Source organism: Comamonas nitrativorans (genome assembly GCF_042654765.1).
In the GTDB taxonomy this organism is placed as follows: Bacteria; Pseudomonadota; Gammaproteobacteria; order Burkholderiales; family Burkholderiaceae_C; genus Comamonas; species Comamonas nitrativorans.
Genome location: NZ_JBHSEW010000007.1, coordinates 98,919 through 118,867 on the forward strand (window position 1 = coordinate 98,919; position 19,949 = coordinate 118,867).

The 19,949-nt window shown below is 65.6% G+C and carries 20 protein-coding genes; 18 read left to right on the forward strand and 2 right to left on the reverse strand.

What is annotated here, in order from left to right; translation table 11 throughout:
• Positions 1-44: 44 nt before the first annotated feature.
• From ACFO3A_RS09340 to erpA, 17 genes are all read left to right on the forward strand, one after another.
• Positions 45-1,238, forward strand: a complete 1,194-nt coding sequence (locus tag ACFO3A_RS09340; RefSeq protein WP_023094626.1) for an MFS transporter — start codon at positions 45-47, stop codon at positions 1,236-1,238.
• A gap of 29 nt (positions 1,239-1,267) precedes the next feature.
• Positions 1,268-2,212 carry a LysR family transcriptional regulator gene (locus ACFO3A_RS09345; protein WP_023094627.1) on the forward strand — a complete coding sequence of 315 codons (945 nt, stop codon included), beginning with the start codon at positions 1,268-1,270 and terminating at the stop codon, positions 2,210-2,212.
• On the forward strand, positions 2,209-2,472 hold the full coding sequence (locus tag ACFO3A_RS09350) for an EexN family lipoprotein (RefSeq protein WP_023112212.1): 264 nt from the start codon (positions 2,209-2,211) through the stop codon (positions 2,470-2,472). The genes ACFO3A_RS09345 and ACFO3A_RS09350 overlap by 4 nt, the downstream gene beginning before the upstream one ends.
• A 234-nt stretch (positions 2,473-2,706) precedes the next feature.
• Complete coding sequence (locus tag ACFO3A_RS09355) at positions 2,707-4,704, forward strand: conjugal transfer protein TraG (RefSeq protein ID WP_023094629.1); 1,998 nt, start codon at positions 2,707-2,709, stop codon at positions 4,702-4,704.
• Positions 4,701-5,165, forward strand: coding sequence for a CopG family transcriptional regulator (locus ACFO3A_RS09360; protein WP_011716357.1), 465 nt, complete (start codon positions 4,701-4,703; stop codon positions 5,163-5,165). Before ACFO3A_RS09355 ends, ACFO3A_RS09360 begins: the two co-directional genes overlap by 4 nt.
• On the forward strand, positions 5,162-6,232 hold the full coding sequence (gene trbB / locus ACFO3A_RS09365) for a P-type conjugative transfer ATPase TrbB (protein WP_011716358.1): 1,071 nt from the start codon (positions 5,162-5,164) through the stop codon (positions 6,230-6,232). The genes ACFO3A_RS09360 and trbB overlap by 4 nt, the downstream gene beginning before the upstream one ends.
• Positions 6,229-6,615 (forward strand): TrbC/VirB2 family type IV secretion system protein, encoded by a 387-nt coding sequence (locus tag ACFO3A_RS09370; protein ID WP_011716359.1) that lies wholly within the window; start codon positions 6,229-6,231, stop codon positions 6,613-6,615. Before trbB ends, ACFO3A_RS09370 begins: the two co-directional genes overlap by 4 nt.
• Positions 6,612-6,881: a VirB3 family type IV secretion system protein gene (locus ACFO3A_RS09375; RefSeq protein WP_011716360.1), complete on the forward strand. Its 270-nt coding sequence runs from the start codon at positions 6,612-6,614 to the stop codon at positions 6,879-6,881. The genes ACFO3A_RS09370 and ACFO3A_RS09375 overlap by 4 nt, the downstream gene beginning before the upstream one ends.
• A gap of 10 nt (positions 6,882-6,891) precedes the next feature.
• Positions 6,892-9,342, forward strand: coding sequence for a conjugal transfer protein TrbE (trbE, locus tag ACFO3A_RS09380; RefSeq protein ID WP_023094630.1), 2,451 nt, complete (start codon positions 6,892-6,894; stop codon positions 9,340-9,342).
• Positions 9,339-10,082 carry a P-type conjugative transfer protein TrbJ gene (gene trbJ / locus ACFO3A_RS09385; RefSeq protein WP_011716362.1) on the forward strand — a complete coding sequence of 248 codons (744 nt, stop codon included), beginning with the start codon at positions 9,339-9,341 and terminating at the stop codon, positions 10,080-10,082. The genes trbE and trbJ overlap by 4 nt, the downstream gene beginning before the upstream one ends.
• A 12-nt stretch (positions 10,083-10,094) precedes the next feature.
• Positions 10,095-10,412, forward strand: a complete 318-nt coding sequence (locus ACFO3A_RS09390; RefSeq protein ID WP_011716363.1) for a hypothetical protein — start codon at positions 10,095-10,097, stop codon at positions 10,410-10,412.
• Positions 10,409-11,791 carry a P-type conjugative transfer protein TrbL gene (gene trbL / locus ACFO3A_RS09395; protein WP_011716364.1) on the forward strand — a complete coding sequence of 461 codons (1,383 nt, stop codon included), beginning with the start codon at positions 10,409-10,411 and terminating at the stop codon, positions 11,789-11,791. Before ACFO3A_RS09390 ends, trbL begins: the two co-directional genes overlap by 4 nt.
• 18 nt (positions 11,792-11,809) lie before the next feature.
• Positions 11,810-12,514, forward strand: a complete 705-nt coding sequence (trbF, locus tag ACFO3A_RS09400) for a conjugal transfer protein TrbF (protein ID WP_011716365.1) — start codon at positions 11,810-11,812, stop codon at positions 12,512-12,514.
• The gene (gene trbG, locus ACFO3A_RS09405; RefSeq protein ID WP_021204027.1) at positions 12,511-13,503 is read left to right on the forward strand and encodes a P-type conjugative transfer protein TrbG; all 993 of its coding nucleotides are present in this window, start codon (positions 12,511-12,513) and stop codon (positions 13,501-13,503) included. The genes trbF and trbG overlap by 4 nt, the downstream gene beginning before the upstream one ends.
• A gap of 2 nt (positions 13,504-13,505) precedes the next feature.
• Positions 13,506-14,786 carry a TraB/TrbI/VirB10 family type IV secretion system protein gene (locus ACFO3A_RS09410; RefSeq protein ID WP_011716367.1) on the forward strand — a complete coding sequence of 427 codons (1,281 nt, stop codon included), beginning with the start codon at positions 13,506-13,508 and terminating at the stop codon, positions 14,784-14,786.
• Positions 14,783-15,028 (forward strand): DUF2274 domain-containing protein, encoded by a 246-nt coding sequence (locus ACFO3A_RS09415; RefSeq protein WP_011716368.1) that lies wholly within the window; start codon positions 14,783-14,785, stop codon positions 15,026-15,028. The genes ACFO3A_RS09410 and ACFO3A_RS09415 overlap by 4 nt, the downstream gene beginning before the upstream one ends.
• A gap of 352 nt (positions 15,029-15,380) precedes the next feature.
• Positions 15,381-15,731: an iron-sulfur cluster insertion protein ErpA gene (gene erpA / locus ACFO3A_RS09420; protein WP_377725850.1), complete on the forward strand. Its 351-nt coding sequence runs from the start codon at positions 15,381-15,383 to the stop codon at positions 15,729-15,731.
• A gap of 110 nt (positions 15,732-15,841) precedes the next feature.
• Here the strand turns inward: erpA and ACFO3A_RS09425 are convergent, their stop codons facing one another.
• Together ACFO3A_RS09425 and ACFO3A_RS09430 are read right to left on the reverse strand one after the other, a co-directional pair.
• On the reverse strand, positions 15,842-17,002 hold the full coding sequence (locus tag ACFO3A_RS09425; RefSeq protein ID WP_377725852.1) for an anhydro-N-acetylmuramic acid kinase: 1,161 nt from the start codon (positions 17,000-17,002) through the stop codon (positions 15,842-15,844).
• Between the two features lie 61 nt (positions 17,003-17,063).
• Complete coding sequence (locus tag ACFO3A_RS09430; RefSeq protein WP_377725854.1) at positions 17,064-18,422, reverse strand: M23 family metallopeptidase; 1,359 nt, start codon at positions 18,420-18,422, stop codon at positions 17,064-17,066.
• Between the two features lie 191 nt (positions 18,423-18,613).
• Between ACFO3A_RS09430 and tyrS the strand changes: the two genes are divergently transcribed.
• Positions 18,614-19,852: a tyrosine--tRNA ligase gene (gene tyrS / locus ACFO3A_RS09435; protein WP_377725855.1), complete on the forward strand. Its 1,239-nt coding sequence runs from the start codon at positions 18,614-18,616 to the stop codon at positions 19,850-19,852.
• The last annotated feature ends 97 nt before the right edge of the window (positions 19,853-19,949 follow it).

Sequence of the window (19,949 nt, forward strand, 5' to 3'; positions counted from 1 at the left end):
CGCGTGCGCGTCCCCGCTCTTTTACATCCCTTGGGAGCCCCACTATGTCCCGCCCCACGCAATCCCCGGTTTATCTCATCGCCCTCGGTGCCTTCGCCCTGGGCATGGCGTCCTACGTCACCGCAGGCCTGATCCCGATGATCGAAACAGCCTTCGCGGTGCCCGTCGCCCTCGCGGCGCAACTGGTGACAGCCTTCACCCTGGCCTACGGTCTGGGCTCACCGCTGTTCGTCGCGCTGCTGCCGGCCCATCGGCAACGCGGCGGCTTGTTGTTTGCGCTCGGTTTGTTCGTGCTCGCTAATGGTGCTAGCGCCTTGGCAACCAACTTCACTGCGCTGCTGATCTTCCGCGCCATCGCGGGCATCGGTGCCGGCGTCTACCTCGCCATGGGCATCGCAGCCTCGGCGGCCCTGTCAGTCCCCGACCAGCGTGGCAAAGCCATTGCGGTGATCATGGGCGGCATGGCCAGCGGCACCGTGCTTGGCGTGCCCTTGAGCCTGCTGTTGGCTGATCGCCTGGGTTGGGCATCCGCGCTGTGGCTGGTCGCCGCGTTGGGCGCCTTGTCTTGGGTGGGGCTGGCGCTGAGGCTGCCAGTGTTTCCCCCCGCAGCCGCCACGCCACTCAAAGCCAAGCTGGCCCTGCTGGCCGATGGCCGCGTGGTCGCCATCCTGCTGGTGTCGCTGTTGGCCGCCATCGCCAGCCTGGGCATGTACACCTTCATCGCGCCGCTACTGGCCGCCACTGGCGATGGTCTGGCCCGTTCGACCACGCCCTACCTATGGGTGTGGGGTGTGGGTGGCGTGCTCGGCAGCTTCCTGATCGGGCCGCTGGTGGATCGGGTCAAGGGGCCGCTGTTGACCTTGTGGATCATGGCGATTCTGGCCGTGGCGCTGTTCCTGCTGCCGGCTACGGCTGCACTGGGCGCATGGTTGGTGATGCTGCCGATCGCTGTTTGGGGCGCGGTGGGCTGGGCGCTGCAGGTGCCGCAGAACAACGAACTGATCCATGCACGCGAGCAGCAAGGCGATGGCAATCTGGCCGTGGCGCTCAACGAATCGGCGCTGTACCTGGGCAGTGCCATCGGCGCGGCGCTGGGCGGCGTGCTGCTGCTCCAGCAGTGGCCGGTAAGCTTGCTGGCCAGCGGTGCGGGCATCGTTGCGGCCTTGGGCACGCTGGTGCAACTGCTGGTCCTGCGTCGCGCTCCGACCGCAGGGCGAGTTCGAGCCGAATCGCACTGATGCTGGAATCTGGACGAGGATACTGAGCTATGGAGTTACGTCACCTGCGCTGTTTCCTCGCCGTTGCCGAAGAACTCCACTTCGCGCGTGCGGCCGAGCGACTGCATATTGAGCAGTCGCCGCTGTCACGCACCATCAAGGAACTGGAAGAAGACCTGGGTGAGCAATTGTTCGTCCGTACCAGTCGCAGCACAAGGTTGACGCGGGCGGGCAAGCTGTTTCTGGAGCATGTACCGCGCATCTTCGGCACCTTGCAGCAGGCCCGCGACAGCGTGAAGGCAGCGGCCAACGGATTTCATGGGCAGTTGCGCATCAGCTTATCCGACAGCATTACTCCATCGCGTCTACCGACTTTGCTAGCGATCTGTCGGCAGGAAGAACCCGAAGTTGATATTCGACTTTTTGAGGTGCCACTGTCACAGCAGATCAAGGGATTGCACGATGATCTGTACGACATAGGTTTTGCGCAGTCGGATGAAGTGGGGGAAGGCATTGCAGCAGAAGCAGTGTGGAGTGACCCGATGATGGTGGCCGTACCTGCACGACACCATTTGCTCAGGTACAAGCGCATTCCCTTGGATGAAGTCCTGCATTTTCCATTGGTGTTATGCGACCCGCAGGCGTGCGAGGGCCACGCGAGACAGGTTGAGCGGGTGCTGCGCCACGCTGGGCGGGAACCCCTGATCTGTGAGCGCGTCGCCTCGCTCGATCTGATGATGGTGGTGGTTTCTGCGGGCTTTGCCTTGGGATTGACCTCCGGGCCGCATATCACCGCAAGCCGGGAGTCCGGCGTGGTGGCCCGCCCCTTGGCGGGTCGCTCCCCCATGCTGAAGACCTACCTTCTTCGGCGTGAAGGCGAGACTTCGGAAGTGTTGTCCCGGTTTATCGAGCGAGTGCGGGCCATCGAGTTGCCCGAAGGAGTGAAGCCAGCACCGCCACCTGAACCTGCCCCCCAGGAGGAAATCGAGCCATGAAGAAATCCATTCCGTTCCTGCTGACCGTACTGCTGGCCGCTTGCGGCCCATCGGAGGCACCCAAGCAGGCCAACGTGCCTACCGTGGAGGAACTGGCCGCCGATCCGGCGCGGTTGAAGGAGCTGCGTCAGCAATGCAAGATCGACCGCGCGACGCTGGGCGAAGTGCTGTGCAATCGAGTGGCCGAAGCCACACGCAAACGATTCTATGGCGATGGAACAACGCCCTACACACCACCGGAAACACCACCGAAGTTCTGATTACCAGTCCGTCGCAAAAAAACTGTTCTTCTTTGCCAACACGCCGCAGTGCGCCCGCGCCTGCGGCGTTTTTATTGGGTTCTACACAGCCTGAAACGATGCTTTTTTCATCATCTTGCTTCCGATAACAGTCTTTGACCGGCACTGACCCGGCACTGATCCTCGCGCTATGCGGCACGTCCTTGTGCCGCATTTGGATGAGGAATCAGCGCAGGGAATATCGGAGGCCAGTCAATGCAAGCTCAGGGCGTGCTGTTCGGGCAGATCGCCGCCGTCTTCGGCATCGTGATCGCCGGTGTGTGGAGTGCAACGCAATGGACAGCCGCCGCCCTGGGTTATCAACTACGCCTTGGCTCGCCGTGGTTCGACTTCTTTGGAACGCCGGTCTATCACCCCTGGCGACTCTTTGAGTGGTGGTTCTTCTTCGATGCCTACGCGCCGCATGTCTTCGACGTGGGCGGTGCCATCGCGGGCGGCAGCGGCCTGGTTGCCGTTGTGGTCGCCATCACCATGTCGGTATGGCGCTCGCGGCAATCGCGCCTTGTCACCACCTACGGCTCTGCACGTTGGGCCGATGCGGATGACGTTCGCAAAGCCGGGCTGACCCAACCCGACGGCGTTTTCCTCGGCCTGCATCGCGGCCAGTACCTGCGGCACGAAGGCCCGGAGCACGTCCTGACCTTCGCGCCGACACGCTCGGGCAAGGGCGTGGGCCTGGTGGTGCCCACCTTGTTGAGCTGGCCTGCGTCCGTCGTGATCCACGACATCAAAGGCGAGAACTGGACGCTGACGGCCGGCTGGCGCTCGCGCTTCTCGCATTGCCTGCTGTTCAACCCGACCGATGCGAAGTCGGCCGCGTACAACCCATTGCTGGAAGTCCGGCGCGGCGCGCATGAAGTGCGCGACGTTCAGAACGTGGCGGACATTCTGGTCGATCCAGACGGGGCGCTCGAACGCAGGAACCATTGGGAAAAGACCAGTCACGCACTGCTGGTCGGAGCCATCCTGCACGTGCTCTACGCCAGCGAGGACAAGACGCTGCGCGGCGTCGCCAACTTCCTCAGCGACCCGGCTTGCCCATTCGAGCTGACCTTGCACCGGATGATGACGACCAAGCACCTGGGCGACGCACCGCACCCGGTTGTCGCATCCGCTGCGCGTGAAGTGCTCAACAAGTCGGACAACGAGCGGTCGGGTGTGCTCTCCACCGCCATGTCGTTTCTCGGCCTGTACCGCGACCCGACCGTGGCCGAAGTCACGTCGCGCTGCGACTGGCGCATCGCCGACCTGATTTCCGCCGAGCATCCGGTATCGCTCTATCTGGTGGTGCCGCCTTCGGACATTAGCCGTACCAAGCCGCTGATTCGGCTGATCCTCAACCAGATCGGGCGGCGGCTGACCGAATCGCTCGACGGTTCCGACGGCATCGCCCGTCGCCACAAACTGCTGCTGATGCTCGACGAGTTCCCGGCGTTGGGCCGCCTGGACTTCTTCGAGTCCGCGCTTGCCTTCATGGCCGGCTATGGCATCCGCAGCTTTCTCATCGCTCAGAGCCTGAACCAGATCGACAAGGCGTATGGGCAGAACCATTCCATCCTCGACAACTGCCACGTTCGCGTGACGTTTGCGACCAACGACGAACGCACTGCCAAGCGCATTTCCGAAACCCTGGGCACGGCTACCGAACTGCGTGCGCAGCGCAACTATGCCGGCCACCGGCTCGCGCCGTGGTTGGGCCATCTGATGGTGTCACGGCAGGAAACCGCACGGCCACTGCTGACGCCTGGCGAAGTGATGCAGCTTCCGCCAGACGAATCGGTGGTGATGGTGTCCAGCGTCGCGCCGATCAAGGCGAAGAAATTGCGCTACTACGCCGACGCCAACTTCAAGCGCCGCGTACTACCGCCGCCCACGCTGGCAGCCGGGCAGTACGCCGACGCGCCGCCATCGCGGCTCGACGACTGGAGCGACCTGGCGATCCCGACCGTGCCTGTGGCGCTGGCCACGGCATCCGCCGATGACCCCGGCGGCGCCGACGACGGCGGCCTGCGCCGCCAGCCCGAACTCTCCGAAACCGTCGCCTACGACCCCGAGCCGGACGCACACGCTTCCGACCTCGCGCTGCTCGATGACGACGACCTGCCGCTGCCGCTTCCCGGCCAGCTCGACCCGGCCATGCAGCGCACGGCCCGGCTGGCTTCCCTCGACCCCAACGACGGAATCGACTTATGAGCCAATACCGCCTCAACCTGTTCATTCAGCACGAGCACGCCAAGCGCCTGGAAGAACTGGCCGCCAAGAAAGGCGTGTCCAAGTCGTCCATCGTCGCGGCGGCGCTGGCGTCCTGGCTGTCGCCGGACGCAGGCGACCAGCGCGAGGCCGCCATCGCCAAGCGACTGGATCGCTTGTCACGGCAGGCCGAACGCCTGGAGCGCGACCAGAACATCCAGATCGAAACGCTGGCGCTGTTCATCCGCTACTTCCTCACCGTCAGCACGCCGGTTCCCGAGGCCCATCAAGAAGCGGCTCGCGCCCAGGGCAAGGCACGCTTCGAGCAGTTCGTCGAACAGCTCGGCCGCCATCTGCTGCGCGGGCGCAGCCTGGTGCGCGACGTGGTGGAGGAGCTGCATCCCGACCCGATGCGACTGGATGACGCGGTGGCGCTGGCCGAAGCGCGGGAGCGGGCCTCATGAGCGCCGTTCCGCAGATCCCGCCTCAACCTCGTTCGTCCGCCGCAACCTCACTGGATCGACGAATCCAGATGCTGCGCACGGCAATGGGGCCGCTGATTGCCACCGCGCTCGAAGACCCGGACGTGGTGGAAATCATGCTCAACCCCGACCGCACCCTATGGGTGGATCGGCTGTCGTCGGGCCGCGCACCGCTGGGCGTGGAACTGCCCGAAGCCGATGGCGAACGCATCATCCGCCTGGTGGCTGCGCACGTCGGTGCGGAAGTGCATCGCGGCCAGCCGCTGCTAACCGCCGAGCTGCCGGAGACGGGCGAACGCTTCGAGGGCATCTTGCCGCCAGCCGCTCCCGGCCCGGCCTTCGCGCTGCGCAAGCGTGCCGTGAACATCATCGGCCTGGATCAGTATGTGGCCGACGGCATCCTGACCGCTGGCCAGGCGGACTTCCTGCGCCGCGCCGTGCGCGAGCGCCAGAACGTACTGATCGCCGGCGGCACCAGTACCGGCAAGACCACCCTCGCCAACGCTTTGCTGGCCGAGATCGCCGCCACCGGCGACCGCGTGCTGGTGCTCGAAGACACCATCGAGCTGCAATGCGCAGCCCGTGACCATGTGCCGCTGCGCACCCGTGCGGGCGTGGTGTCGATGCAGGAACTGGTGCGCGCCACGATGCGCCTGCGCCCGGATCGCGTCGTCGTCGGCGAAGTACGCGGCGGCGAAGCCCTCGACCTCATCAAAGTGTGGGGAACAGGCCACCCCGGCGGCATCGCCACCATCCACGCCGGTTCCGCGCTAGGCGCTTTGCTGCGCCTCGAACAGTTGATCCTCGAAGTCGCAGTGAATCCGCCACGGGCGCTGATCGCCGAGGCGGTCAACGTCGTCATCCACATCGCCGGACGTGGCCGCAAGCGCCACGTCGAAACCATCGCCCGTGTCGTCGGCTTCGACGGCACCGGCTATCGCCTGGCGGACGCGCTGGAAACGCCGTTTCCCGAATTGATCCCGCTTCCGCTCGCAGCCGACGCCGCTGCGCTTCCCCCGTCCCCTGACCAACCTGGAGAACTGCCATGACACACGCCCATGCTTTCCGCTTTTCCGTAAATCCGCTTCCCCACCTGTCCGGTCTCATGCGGCTGCGCAGCCTCGCGCGCCCTGCGGGGCAGGGGCTGCTGCTGGCCGCACTGCTGCTGTTCCTGGCGGATACGGCGCAGGCCGCCGGTTCCTCGATGCCGTGGGAGGGGCCGTTGCAGTCGATCTTGGAGTCGATTCAGGGGCCGGTCGCACGCATCGTCGCGGTCATCATCATCATCGCCACGGGCCTCGCGCTCGCCTTCGGCGACACGTCGGGAGGCTTTCGCAAACTGATCCAGATCGTCTTCGGTCTGTCCATTGCGTTCGCCGCGTCCTCGTTCTTCCTGTCGTTCTTCAGCTTCTCCGGCGGGGCCGTCGTATGAGCACGGCCAACGATCTTCCCGGCTTCGAGGTGCCGCTGCATCGCTCGCTGACCGAGCCAATCCTGCTTGGTGGTGCGCCGCGCACGGTCGCCATTGCGAACGGCACGCTGGCCGCCGCCGTGGGGCTGGGCCTGCAACTGTGGATTCCCGGCGTGGTGCTCTGGATCGTCGGCCATTCGCTGGCCGTATGGGGCGCGCGTGTCGATCCGCAGTTCATGCAGGTCTTCGCCCGGCACATCAAGCACAAGCCGCTGCTGGACGTGTGAGGACGATGCCATGCTGAACCTTGCCGAATACCGCCAGCGGCCCGCGCTGCTGGCCGACTGGCTTCCCTGGGCCGGGCTGATCGCGCCGGGCGTTGTGCTGAACAAGGATGGCTCTTTCCAGCGCACGGCACGTTTTCGCGGGCCGGACTTGGACAGCGCCACGCAAGGCGAGTTGATCGCCGCATCCGCGCGGCTCAACAACGCGCTGCGCCGCCTGGGTTCGGGCTGGGCCTTGTTCATCGAGGCCGAGCGCCGACCGGCTGCGGGCTATCCGCACTCGGATTTTCCCGAGCCGCTGTCCTGGCTGGTGGACGAGGAACGCCGCGCCGCCTTCGAGGAATCGGGCCATCACTTCGAGAGCGGTTATCACCTGACGATGGTGTTTCTCCCGCCGGAGGAATCGCGCGCCCGCGCTGCCAAGCTGCTCTACGAGAACTCGCCCGGCGACGGCGTGGACTGGCGTGGTCGGCTCGATGCCTTCGTGGCTGAAACCGATCGCGTGTTCGATCTGCTCGATGGCGTGATGCCGGAAATCGCCTGGCTCGATGACGACGACACGCTGACCGGCCTGCACGCGACGGTTTCGACGCGGCGCTACCGGCTCGGCGTACCCGAAGTACCGTTCCATATCGACGCGCTACTGGCCGACTGCGCCCTGGTCGGTGGCCTTGCGCCGATGCTGGGCGACCAGCACCTGCGGGTGGTGTCGGTGCGTGGCTTTCCGACCTCGACCTGGCCGGGGATTCTGGACGACCTCAACCGCCTGGGCTTTGGCTACCGCTGGAGCACACGCTTTCTCTGCATGGACAAAGCCGAGGCCGAAAAGGAACTCGGCCGCCTGCGCCGCCAGTGGTTCGCCAAGCGCAAGAACGTCGTCGCACTGCTGCGCGAAACGATCTTCCAGCAGGAAAGCCCGCTGGTGGATACCGACGCCAGCAACAAGGCCGCCGACGCCGATGCGGCCTTGCAGGAGTTGGGCAGCGATCAAGTCGCGTTCGGCTATCTCACCGCCACGGTGACAGTGCTCGACGCCGACCCGGCAGTGGCCGACGAGAAGCTGCGCATGGTGGAGCGCGTCATCCAGGGTCGGGGCTTCGTGACGATTCCCGAAACCTTGAACGCGGTCGATGCCTGGCTGTCGTCCATCCCCGGCAACGCTTACGCGAACGTGCGCCAGCCCATCGTCTCGACGCTGAACCTGGCGCACATGATGCCGCTGTCGGCGGTGTGGGCCGGGCCGGAGAAGAACGACCATCTGGACGGCCCGCCGCTGATCGTCACCCGCACCGATGGCGCGACGCCTTTTCGCTTGGTCACGCACATCGGCGACGTGGGCCACACACTGGTCGCCGGGCCGACCGGCATGGGCAAGTCGGTACTGCTTGCCATTCTGGCCATGCAGTTCCGGCGCTACTTCGGCTCGCGGATCTTCGCCTTCGACATGGGCCGCTCCATGCGTGCCACCATCCTCGGCCTCGGCGGCGAACACTACGACCTCGGCGCCGATGGCGGCATCGCCTTTCAGCCGTTGGCCCGTATCGACAGCGAGGGCTACCGCACCTGGGCGGCTGAATGGGTGGAAGGCCGGCTACTGCACGAAGGCGTGACCGTCGGCCCCGACGAGAAGGCAGCCATCTGGTCGGCGCTGGGTAGCCTCGCCGGTGCGCCGGTGGAACAGCGCACGCTGACCGGGCTTTCCGTGCTGCTGCAATCGAACGCGCTACGGCAAGCGCTGTCGCCCTATGTGCTTGGCGGCGCCCACGGCAAGCTGCTGGACGCCGACCGCGACCGGCTGGGCATGGCCGACGTGCAGGGCTTCGAGATGGAAGAACTGATGCACAGCCCCGCCGCCGTGCAAGCGGTGCTGCGCTACCTGTTCGCCCGCTTCGATGAGCGTTTCGATGGTGCGCCCACGCTGCTGATTCTGGATGAAGCCTGGCTGTTCCTCGATGAGCCATCTTTCGCGGCCCGCATCCGGCAATGGCTCAAGACGCTCAGGAAAAAGAACGTCAGCGTCATCTTCGCCACGCAGAGCCTGGCAGACATCAAGGACTCGACCATCGCGCCCGCGATCATCGAGAGCTGCGCCAGTCGGATTTTCTTGCCTAACCCGCAGGCGACCGAGCCGCAGATTCGCACGATCTATGAGGGTTTCGGGCTCAACAGCCGGCAGATCGAGATCGTCGCCACCGCGCAGCCCAAGCGCGACTACTACTACCAGTCGCGTCTCGGCAACCGCCTATTCGACCTCGACCTGGGGCCGTTGGCGCTCGCCTTCGCGGGCGCATCCACCCCTCAAGACCAACGCGACATCGACCGCGTGTTGACGCAGGCCGGCGCCCCCGGCTTCACCGGCGCGTGGCTGCGCCATCGCGGCCTCGACTGGGCCGCCGACCTGCTGCCGTCCTCACCGGCGGCCGCTTCGTTTCTCAACTCCCAACCACTGGAGGTTTCACCATGAAGACTAAGCCCCGTTTGCTGTCCGTCTCGCTCGCCGCCGTGCTGTCGGTATCGCTGCTGGCCGTGCAGCCCGCGTCCGCGCTGACGGTGTTCGACCCGTCGAACTTCGTGCAGAACACGCTGACAGCCATCCGCACGCTGGAGCAGATCAACAACCAGATCAACCAGCTCCAGAACGAAGCGCAGATGCTGATGAACCAGGCGCGCAATCTGGCGAAGCTGGACTTCAACATCGTCAATCGGCTGCGCTCGACGCTCGCCACCACTGAGCGCCTGATCGCCGAGGCACGCGGCCTGGCCTACGACGTGCAGAGCATGGACGCCACGTTCGCCCGCCTGTACCCGGAGCAATATGCCGCCACTATCAGCGGCGACCGCATGGCGCAGGACGCCCGCGAACGCTGGCAGAACACCTTGAACGGTCTGCACACCGCGATGCGGATGCAGGCGCAGGTGTCGCAAAACCTTGCTCAAGACGAAAGTGCGCTGGCCGACCTCGTGAGCCAGAGCCAGTCGGCCACCGGCGCGCTGCAAGCCATGCAGGCGACGAATCAGCTTCTCGCCTTGCAGGCCAAGCAGTCGATCCAGGCGCAGCAGCTCCAGATCACGCAAGACCGGGCCGCTTCGCTGGAACTGGCGCGGCAGGCGGCGGCGACCGAACGCGCCCGCGAAGTGCGGCGGCGCTTCCTCGGCACCGGCACACCGTACACGCCGCAGTCCGTCAACTTCTACAACAACTGACGGGGGGCGGCCATGCGATGCGCTTCCGTCCTGCTGGCCGTGCTGCTGACCGCTTGCGGCCAGCAGCCGGTCGAGAACTTGGCCGACGCCCTGGCCGCCGACCCCGTGCGGCTCAAGGAGCTACGCGGGCAATGCGCGGCTGATCGGCAAACCGTAGGCGAGGACGCCTGCCGCGCCGCCGCCGAAGCCTTCCGGCGACGCTTCTTCGCCGGCCACACCGGGCCGGACGAATACGAATCGCTGGCCGAACTGCCGCCGATTCCGCCGAGCTTCGACACGCCCACCGACGACATGCCAGCGCCGCTCACCTCGCCGGAGAACACGCCATGAACGACGTGACCATCATCGACCGTTTCCTCGATACGTTCTCGCGCTACATCGACTCGGGCTTCGGGCTGCTACAAGGCGAAGTGGCGTTTCTCACCGCCACGCTCATCGTCATCGACATGACGATCGCGGGACTGTACTGGGCCATGAGCCACGCCACCGGCCAGGGCGAGGACGTGATCGCCAAGCTGCTGCGCAAGGTGCTCTACGTCGGCGCCTTCGCCTACATCATCGGCAACTTCAACTGGCTGGCGAGCATCGTGTTCCGCTCGTTCGCCGGCCTGGGAATCACGGCCACCGGATCAGCCATCACGATGGAGAATTTTCTTCAGCCGGGGCGGCTGGCGAAAACCGGCATTGACGCAGGAGCACCGATTCTGGAACAGATCGGGGACATGGCCGGGTTCCCCGAGGTGTTCGTGAACATCGACCCCATCGTGGTGATGTTCCTCGCCTGGCTGGTGGTGATCCTCTGCTTCTTCGTGCTGGCGGTGCAGCTTTTCATCACGCTGATCGAGTTCAAGCTGACCACGCTCGCCGGCTTCGTGCTGGTGCCGTTCGCGCTGTGGAACAAGACGAGCTTCCTGGCGGAAAAGGTGCTCGGCAACGTGGTGTCTTCGGGCATCAAAGTCTTGGTGCTGGCCGTCATCGTCGGCATCGGTTCGGGTCTGTTCGCCGAGTTCCAAGCGCATCCCGATGAACCATCCATCGACCATGCGCTGGTCGTGATGCTGGCCTCGCTCGCGCTGCTGGCGCTGGGCATCTTCGGCCCCGGCATCGCCACCGGCCTGGTGTCCGGTGCGCCTCAGCTTGGCGCGGGCGCGATGGCCGGTGCTGCTGTCGGCGCTGTCGGCACGGGCGTCGCCATCGGTGCCGCCGCGACCGGCGTGGGCGCCGCCGTAGCCGCCGGGGCACGCATGGCGCCAGCCGCCGCGAAGCTGGCCGGTGCCGGGGCGCGTGCCGCCACCTCAGCGGCTGGCAACGCGCGGTCGGCGTTCCAGGCGGGTTCCACCGCTGCGGGCGGCGGGGCCAAAGGCGCGGCGGCTGGCCTTGGCAATGTCGCCAAGACCAGCGCACAGGCCGCCAGCCGCCGCGTCGCTTCTGGTGCTTCCGCAGCAGGGCAGAAGATGACCAGTTCCTTTCGTGCCGGCTGGAACGGATCTTCGGACGATGCCGGTGCAGCCGCGGCGGGCCAATCCGCCGCAAGCGAGGCCGCAGACGGCGCTGCCAACTCGCAGAAGCAAGAGCAACCCGCCTGGGCCAAGCGGATGCACCGCCGCCAGCAGATCACCCATGCCGCGACCACCACCGCCCACACGCTGCGCGGTGGCGACGGCGGCGGCTCAGGGCAAGGCCCGAGCCTGCGCGATTCCGATACCTGACCCTCAAGGAGAACACCCATGCGATTCAAACGACCGCAGGTGCGCTACGCCGATACGCCGCAGCCTGCCACCCCGTATCAAGCCGCCGCCCAGGTGTGGGACGAGCGTATCGGCTCGGCCCGCGTGCAGGCCAAGAACTGGCGGCTGATGGCCTTCGGCTGCCTGGTGCTCGCGCTACTGATGGCCGGTGGCCTGGTATGGCGCTCGGCGCAGTCCATCGTGACGCCTTACGTCATCGAGGTCGATCAGGCCGGACAGGTTCGCGCCGTGGGCGAGGCCGCCACGCCGTACCGGCCCGCCGATGCGCAGATCGCGCACCACCTGGCACGCTTCGTCAGCCTGGTGCGCTCGCTGTCCATCGACCCCATCGTCGTGCGGCAAAACTGGCTCGATGCCTACGACTACACCACCGACCGGGGCGCGGCCGTGCTCAACGACTACGCCCGCACCAATGATCCATTCGCTCGCATCGGCAAGGAATCGGTGACGGTGCAGATCACCAGCGTGGTGCGTGCCAGCGACACGTCTTTCAACGTGCGCTGGACGGAGCAACGGTTCGTCAATGGCGCACCCGCTGGCACCGAACGCTGGAACGCCGTGCTTTCCACCGTCCTGCAAACCCCGCGCACCGAACAGCGCCTGCGCAAGAACCCGTTGGGTATCTACGTCAACGGCCTGTCGTGGAGCCGCGAACTGGATTCTTCCGAAGGAGCCAAGCCATGAACCTGCCTTTCCGCTTTCACGCTTTGCCGTTGATCCTGCTTGCCCTCGCGGGCTGCGCCTCGCAGGGCAAGCCGCCGCCGACCATCTCACTTGATGAGCCAGTGCTGGCCCAGCCGCTGCCCGAACCGCTCGCGCCGGTGGAAGTCGTCGCCGTCCCCGAGCCGCTGGCGTTGCCGGCGCAGTTGAAGCCACTGCCGGAGGTCGATGCGGCCCCGGCTGCGCCGGAGCCAGCCGACGAGAAGGTACGTGTTTCCCGTGCCAACGCCGAGGCACGCATCGCACCCACACGCGAGGGCTACGTCAATGCTATCCAGGTGTGGCCTTTCACCGATGGTGCGCTTTATCAGGTCTATGCCTCGCCGGGGCGCGTGACCGTGGTTTCGCTCCAGCCGGGCGAGGAACTGGTGACGGTCGCCGCCGGCGATACCGTGCGCTGGATCGTGGGCGACACGTCCAGCGGCAGCAGCGACGCGCTGCGCGTTAATGTGCTGGTCAAGCCCATCCGCTCGGGCCTGAAAACCAATCTGGTCATCACCACCAGCCGGCGCACCTACCTGCTGGAGCTGACCTCAACGGAAAAGGCATGGATGGCCTCGGTATCCTGGGACTATCCACGCGACCGGATGCTGGCCTTGCAGCGCCAGTCGCAGGCGGCCAGCGCCGCCGCGCCAGTCGATACCGGCCTGGCGTTGGAGAAGATCCGCTTCCGTTACGCGGTATCGGGCAGCAACCCGCCGTGGAAGCCGCTGCGTGCCTTCGATGACGGCGAGAAGGTCTATATCCAGTTTCCGGCGGGCATTGCCCAGGGCGAGCTGCCGCCGCTGTTCGTCATCGGCGTGCAGGGCGACGGGCAACTGGTGAATTATCGTTTCCGCTCGCCGTACTACATCGTGGATCGCCTGTTCGGCGCGGCCGAACTGCGGCTGGGCGGCGATGGCGGCGACGTGGTGCGGATCGAGCGCACCGATGGCGTGGCGCGGAGGAACTGACCATGAGCCAGGATGACACTCCCGACCTCGCCGCTCCGCCGGCGGGCAAGGTGGCGCCCGAGGCTGTGGCGCTGCGTGCCCAGCCGCGTCCGGTCACGCGCCTGAACCGGCGCACGCTGGCCATCCTCGCGGGCGGCCTGTCGGTCGCCGTGCTTGGGGCCACGATCTGGTCGCTGCAACCGCATCGGCGCGGTACGGGCGAGCAAACCGAGCTTTACAACGTCGATCGCGTCTCGAAGTCCGAAGGGCTGGATGCGCTACCGACGGACTACTCGAAGCTGCCGCCAGCCTTGCCGCACGATGTACCCGAGCTGGGGCCGCCGCTGCCGGGCGACCTCGGCCCGGCCATCGTGAAGTCGCAGCAGCCGGTGACAGCCGCCTACGCGGCTCCCGGCCACGACCCGAACGATGCGCTGCGCAAGGAAGCCGAAGCTGCCGCAGCATCGTCCGTGTTCTTCCGCTCGGGTGCGCAGGCGGCCGCGCCGGTCGCGCAGTCGCAGGCCGCCACCGCGCCGGGCTTCGCCGCCAATGCGGCGTTCGACCCGATGGCCGCCGGGCCGGCCTCGACGGCGGCCCAGCCTGCCGATCCGACCGCCGTGCAGAACCGGCAAGACCAGAAGGAGGCTTTCCTGAAAGGCGGCTCTACGGAAACCCGCAATTCCGGCAACCTGACCCTGCCGGCTTCGCCGTATCAGGTCATGGCCGGAACGGTGGTTGCCGGAGCGCTGGTGACGGGCATCAAGTCGGACTTGCCCGGCGACGTGATCGCCACTGTGACAGAGCCGGTCTATGACACGGCCACCGGGCGTTTCCTGCTGATCCCGCAGGGTTCGCGCATCCTGGGCAAATACAACAGCCAGGTCAGTTACGGGCAGAGCCGCGTTCAAGTCGTCTGGAATCGGATCATTCTGCCGGACACGTCTTCGTTGACGCTCGACAATCTGGCCGGCGCAGATCCGGCCGGCTATGCCGGCCTGGAAGACGATGTGGACTACCACTGGGGCCGCATCTTTGCCGGTGCGGCGCTGACGACCCTGCTGGGCGTCGGCGCCGAACTGGCCGCGCCGGAGAATCGACAAGATGGCGATCGCGTCATCATCGCCGGGCGTGACAGTTTGCAGGACACGGTGAATCAAATCGGCCAGGAAGTGACCCGGCGCAACCTCAACATCCAGCCCACCTTGACCCAACGGCCCGGCCTGCCGGTGCGGATCATCGTCAACCGCGACTTGGTGTTGCGGCCGTACCAGCCGCTGTTCTTCAATCGGGGGACTTCACGATGAGCACAACCAAGAAGCTGCGGCTGGGGCCGCTGCCCAAGACCGAAAGCGTCAAGCTCACCTTTGCCTGCCCGGCCAGTCTTAAAACCGACCTCGACCGCTACGCCGCGCTGCACGCGCAGGCGTATGGCGAGGCAGTCGATGCGGCGACGCTGATCCCGCACATGCTGGAAGCGTTCATGGCGGGGGATCGGGGATTCAGAAAAGGAGGGGCAGGCAAGGCCGCCCCGCCGAAGCCGAGTTGACGATGCGGACGCCTCTACCATCCGCCCACGATGAAAGCGCAGCCCAAGGGCTGCGCTTTCGCTTTGAGCGGTGGCTTGCGATAGGCCGGGCTATGATGGCGGTGCGACCTTGCCCGCTCCGCCGCTCCTAGGCTTGCTTCCGCGAAGCGCCTATGCGGCACCTAGCTCAAAACGCGGTAAGAGCACACCGAGGCCGAAATCTGGCCTAACCTATTGCCCCACAAGACCTTTCGTACCGTTGCATGTCCGCACTAACGACTTGACAGCGGACATTTTTTATGCCCGGCCCTTGCGCGGCGGCGCTGCGCTACCATCTGCTCCCTTTGCATTCTTTCTTTTGGGAGCATCCCGTATGAGCACCGAGGCCGACCTGCCCGAGCCGATTATTTTTACCGAGAGCGCCGCCGCCAAGGTGGCCGACCTGATTGCGGAAGAAGGCAACCCCGACCTGAAGCTGCGCGTGTTCGTGCAGGGCGGCGGCTGCTCGGGCTTCCAGTACGGTTTCACCTTCGAGGAAGAAACCAACGAGGACGATACCGTGATGACGAAAAACGGCGTCTCCCTGCTCATCGACGCGATGAGCTACCAGTACCTGGTGGGCGCCGAGATCGACTACAAGGAAGACCTGCAGGGGGCGCAGTTCGTCATCCGCAATCCGAATGCCGAAACCACCTGCGGCTGCGGCTCCAGCTTCTCGGCCTGAACTGCGGACAATTTCACATCAATAAAAAGAGCTGCTTGCGCTCGCCAATATTGAATTTCAGGTTGTTTATTACCTGAAATCGTTACATAGTCAGCGCAAGAAGCTCTTTTTTATGCAGCGTAAATCGCCCCCAGCACCCGTGGCCCGGCCGCACCGGTGACGGCGGGCAGATTCCCCGCCCGCCCCAGCAGGCACTGGCGGGCCAGCCAGGCAAAGGCGGCAGCCTCCACCTGCAACGGCGGCAGCCCCCGGCTGCCGGTAGAAACCACGGTCAGTTGCGGCAGGCGCTGCTGCAACTGGGCCATCAAAGCGGCATTCAGCGCCCCGCCGCCGCACACCAGCAGGGTGCGGGCCTGCTGCGCAAAGGGCCGCAGGCTGTCTGCACACGCCTGGGCGGTAAAGGCGGTGAGCGTGGCCTGCACATCGACCGGCGCGGCCGCAGCAAAGCGGCCCAGTTGCTGATCCAGCCAGGCCCAGTGGAACAAATCCCGCCCCGTGCTTTTCGGCGGCGGTAACTGCAAAAAAGGCTCGCGCAGCAATTGCGCCAGCAGCGGCGCCAGCACCTGCCCCGTGGCCGCCCAGGCGCCATCGGCATCGTAGGGCTGGCCGGTATGGCGCTGGCACCAGGCATCCATCAGGGCATTGCCCGGACCGCAGTCCCAGCCCGTCACCGGCGCGGCGCTGCCCGGGGGCGGCAGTACGCTGACGTTGGCAATGCCGCCGATGTTCAGCACCAGCCCCACTTCCGGCCCCGGCGGCGCAAACACCTGCTGGTGAAACGCCGGCACCAGGGGGGCGCCTTGCCCACCCGCCGCCACGTCCCGGCTGCGCAGGTCGGCCACGACGGCGATGCCGGTGCGCTCGGCCAGCAGCGCGGGGTTGAGCAATTGCACGGTGTAGCCGATGCCATCGTGCAGCCCCGGCTGGTGGCGCACCGTCTGGCCGTGGGCGCCGATGGCGGCAACGGCCTGCGCCGCCATGCCGCTGTCGGCCAGCAGCTGCTGCACCACCTGGGCATATTCCCGGCTCAAGGCATTGCCGGCCAGCGCGGCGCGGTGCAGTTCATCGCTGCCATGGCGGCTGTTCAGCGCCAGCAGTTCGGAGCGCAGCGCCTGGGGCATGGGGCGGCTGGCATGGGCCAGTACCTGCAGGGGCGCAGCATCCGGCGCTGCCGGGGCTGCCGGGAAATGGGCCAGGACGCCATCCACGCCATCCAGCGAGGTGCCGGACATCAGGCCGATGAAGCAAGGGGAAAAAGGCTCGGTAGACATAAAGGCCGCAGATACGACAAGAGCCTCGGACGAGGCTCTTGCAGGTGAGGAAAAAACGCTCTTACTGCGCTGTGGTGTTGTAGACCAGTGCGGCAGAAGCCAGCAGGTCGCGCATCTGGCCGGCCTGGGCGTGGAAGGCTTGCTTGACCTTTTCCGAAATCGGATTGGCGGCACTGCCCGCGACAATGGTTTGCGGGTCCTGGTGGACGCCGTTCACACGGAACTCGAAGTGCAGGTGAGGGCCGGTGGACCAGCCGGTGGAGCCGACGGCACCGATGCCGTCGCCTTGTTCCAGGCGCTGGCCTTTCTGCACGTCGATGCGGCTCAGGTGGCCGTAGACGGTGACATGGCTGGCATTGGTGTGCTTGACGTAGACCACGTTGCCGAAGCCGTTCTGCCAGCCGGCAAATTCGACCACGCCATCGCCCACGGTACGCACCTTGGTGCCGGTGGGGGCGGCGTAATCGGTGCCCAGGTGCTTGCGCCAGGTTTTCAGAATGGGGTGGAAGCGGTTGCTGAAATTGCTGCTGATGCGGGTGAACTCCAGCGGGGCCTGCAGGTAGGCGCGGCGCAGGCTGGAGCCGTCCATGGCGTAGTAGGAGCCGCGCTGGCCGGGTTCCTGGAACCACATCGCCTCGTAGGTCTTGCCCCGGTTGATGAACTGCGCCGACAGGATGCGGTTGGAGCGCAGCAGTTCGCCATCGGCCTCCAGCGTTTCATACACGAAGGTGAAGCGGTCGCCCTTGAACAGGCGGTGGAAGTTGATGTCCGGGAAGATGTCGGCAATCTGCGTGGCCACGTGGTCGGGGATGCCGGCGGCATCGGTGGCGGCAAACAGGGTGCTGCGAATGGTGCCCCCCGCCATGCGCGTGCGCACTTCCAGCGGGGCGCTGTCGATGGCCACGTCGAACGAGCCTTCGGCATTGCGCTGCAGCGTCAGGCGCTGGAAGTCGGTGTTGTTGCCCTCCACCACCCAGCGCACGACGAGTTTTTCCAGCTGGTGGTCATTGCCGGCCTGCGCCGTGACCAGACGGCCGGTGCGGCCCAGGACGTTTTCGCTGGCCTGGGGGTTGCTGCGCAGGAAGCTGACGGCTTGCGGGTCGGCAATGCCCAGGCGCTGCAAAAGCGACTCGGCGGTGTCGGTGTTGCGCGTGTATTCGCTGCGGTAGAGGGAAAAACGGGTGTCGTCGGTCAGCTCGGCCAACGTGCTGCCATGCACCAGCGATTCCACCGGGGTGACGACCGTGTGGATGGGCAGGCTGTCGGCATCCGGGCCGAGCGAGGCCACGGCAAAGGCCCCGCCGCCAGCGGTCAGCAGAAGACCGGCGATGGCCGCCGTGATGCGTTTGGGGTGACGTTGGAGAGACTGAGCCAGTCGTGCGAGCAAAGCGTTGCCGGCAGAAAAAAAGCGGGTAGTCAAAACGGGCTTCCAGTCGGGAAAAAGCGGGAGAGGGAAACGCGACGTTGCGCCAGGGCATTGTGCAAACGGGTAAAAACCGAAGCTTTGCACTGGGTCAAAAAATAGGCTGACTAAAATCAGCCCTCGACGCCCCTGGCGAAAATCGGGCGATTATACCCGACCACCCCCTCTTGCGCTACAAAAAAACCCTTATGAATCAAGCCGCTGTTACGAATTTTCACCACCCTGTCACCGATGCCGTGCAGCGTGCCCTGGCGGTCAGCCTGCGCGGGGTCGACGAGCTGCTGCCCCAGGACGAATGGGTGAAGAAACTGGCCCGCGCCGAAGCCACGGGTACGCCCCTGCGCATCAAGCTGGGGCTGGACCCCACGGCGCCGGACATCCACCTGGGCCACACCGTGGTGCTGAACAAGATGCGCCAGTTGCAGGACCTGGGGCACACGGTGATTTTCCTGATCGGCGACTTCACCACGCTGATCGGCGACCCGTCCGGGCGCAACAGCACGCGCCCGCCGCTGACAGCCGAACAGATCAAGGCCAATGCCCAGACGTATTACACCCAGGCGGCCAAGGTACTCGACCCCGCGAAAACCGAGGTGCGCTACAACAGCGAGTGGAGCGACGCCCTGGGCGCCCGCGGCATGATCGAGCTGGCGGCCAAATACACCGTGGCCCGCATGATGGAGCGCAACGACTTCCACCAGCGCTTTACCGAGGGCAGTTCGATCAGCCTGCACGAGTTCCTGTACCCGCTGCTGCAGGGCAACGATTCGGTGGCGCTGAAGGCCGACCTGGAGCTGGGCGGCACCGACCAGAAGTTCAACCTGATGATGGGCCGCCATTTGCAGCAGGAATACGGGCAGGAGCCGCAGTGCGTACTCACCATGCCGCTGCTGGTGGGGCTGGACGGGGTCCACAAGATGTCCAAGTCCAAGAACAACTACGTGGGCATCACCGAGGATGCGAACACCATGTTCGCCAAGATTCTGTCGATTTCCGACGACCTGATGTGGGACTGGTACACCCTGCTGTCCTTCCAGAGCCTGGAGGACATCGCCGCGCTGAAGGCCGAGATTGCCGCCGGGCGCAACCCCAAGGATGCCAAGGTGGCACTGGCCAAGGAAATCACCACGCGCTTTCACAGCGCAGCGGCGGCGGATGCGGCCGAACAGGATTTCACCAACCGCAGCAAGGGCGGCATTCCCGACGACATCCCCGAGATCGCCATCGACGGCGCCCCGCTGGGCATCGGCGCCCTGCTCAAGCAGGCCAATCTGGCGCCGTCCACCAGCGAAGCCAACCGCCTGATCGACGGCGGCGGCGTGCGCATCGACGGCAGCGTGGTCAGCGACAAGGGCTTGAAGCTGGACGCCGGCAGCTTCGTGCTGCAAGTGGGCAAGCGCAAGTTTGCGCGGGTGACGTTGCGCTGAAACGGCACTGTTCCGAAAACAGGAGCTGCTTGCGCTGGTCATTGCTGGTTTTCAGACTGTTTCATAGCTGAAATCCTTGTATATCCAGCGGAAACAG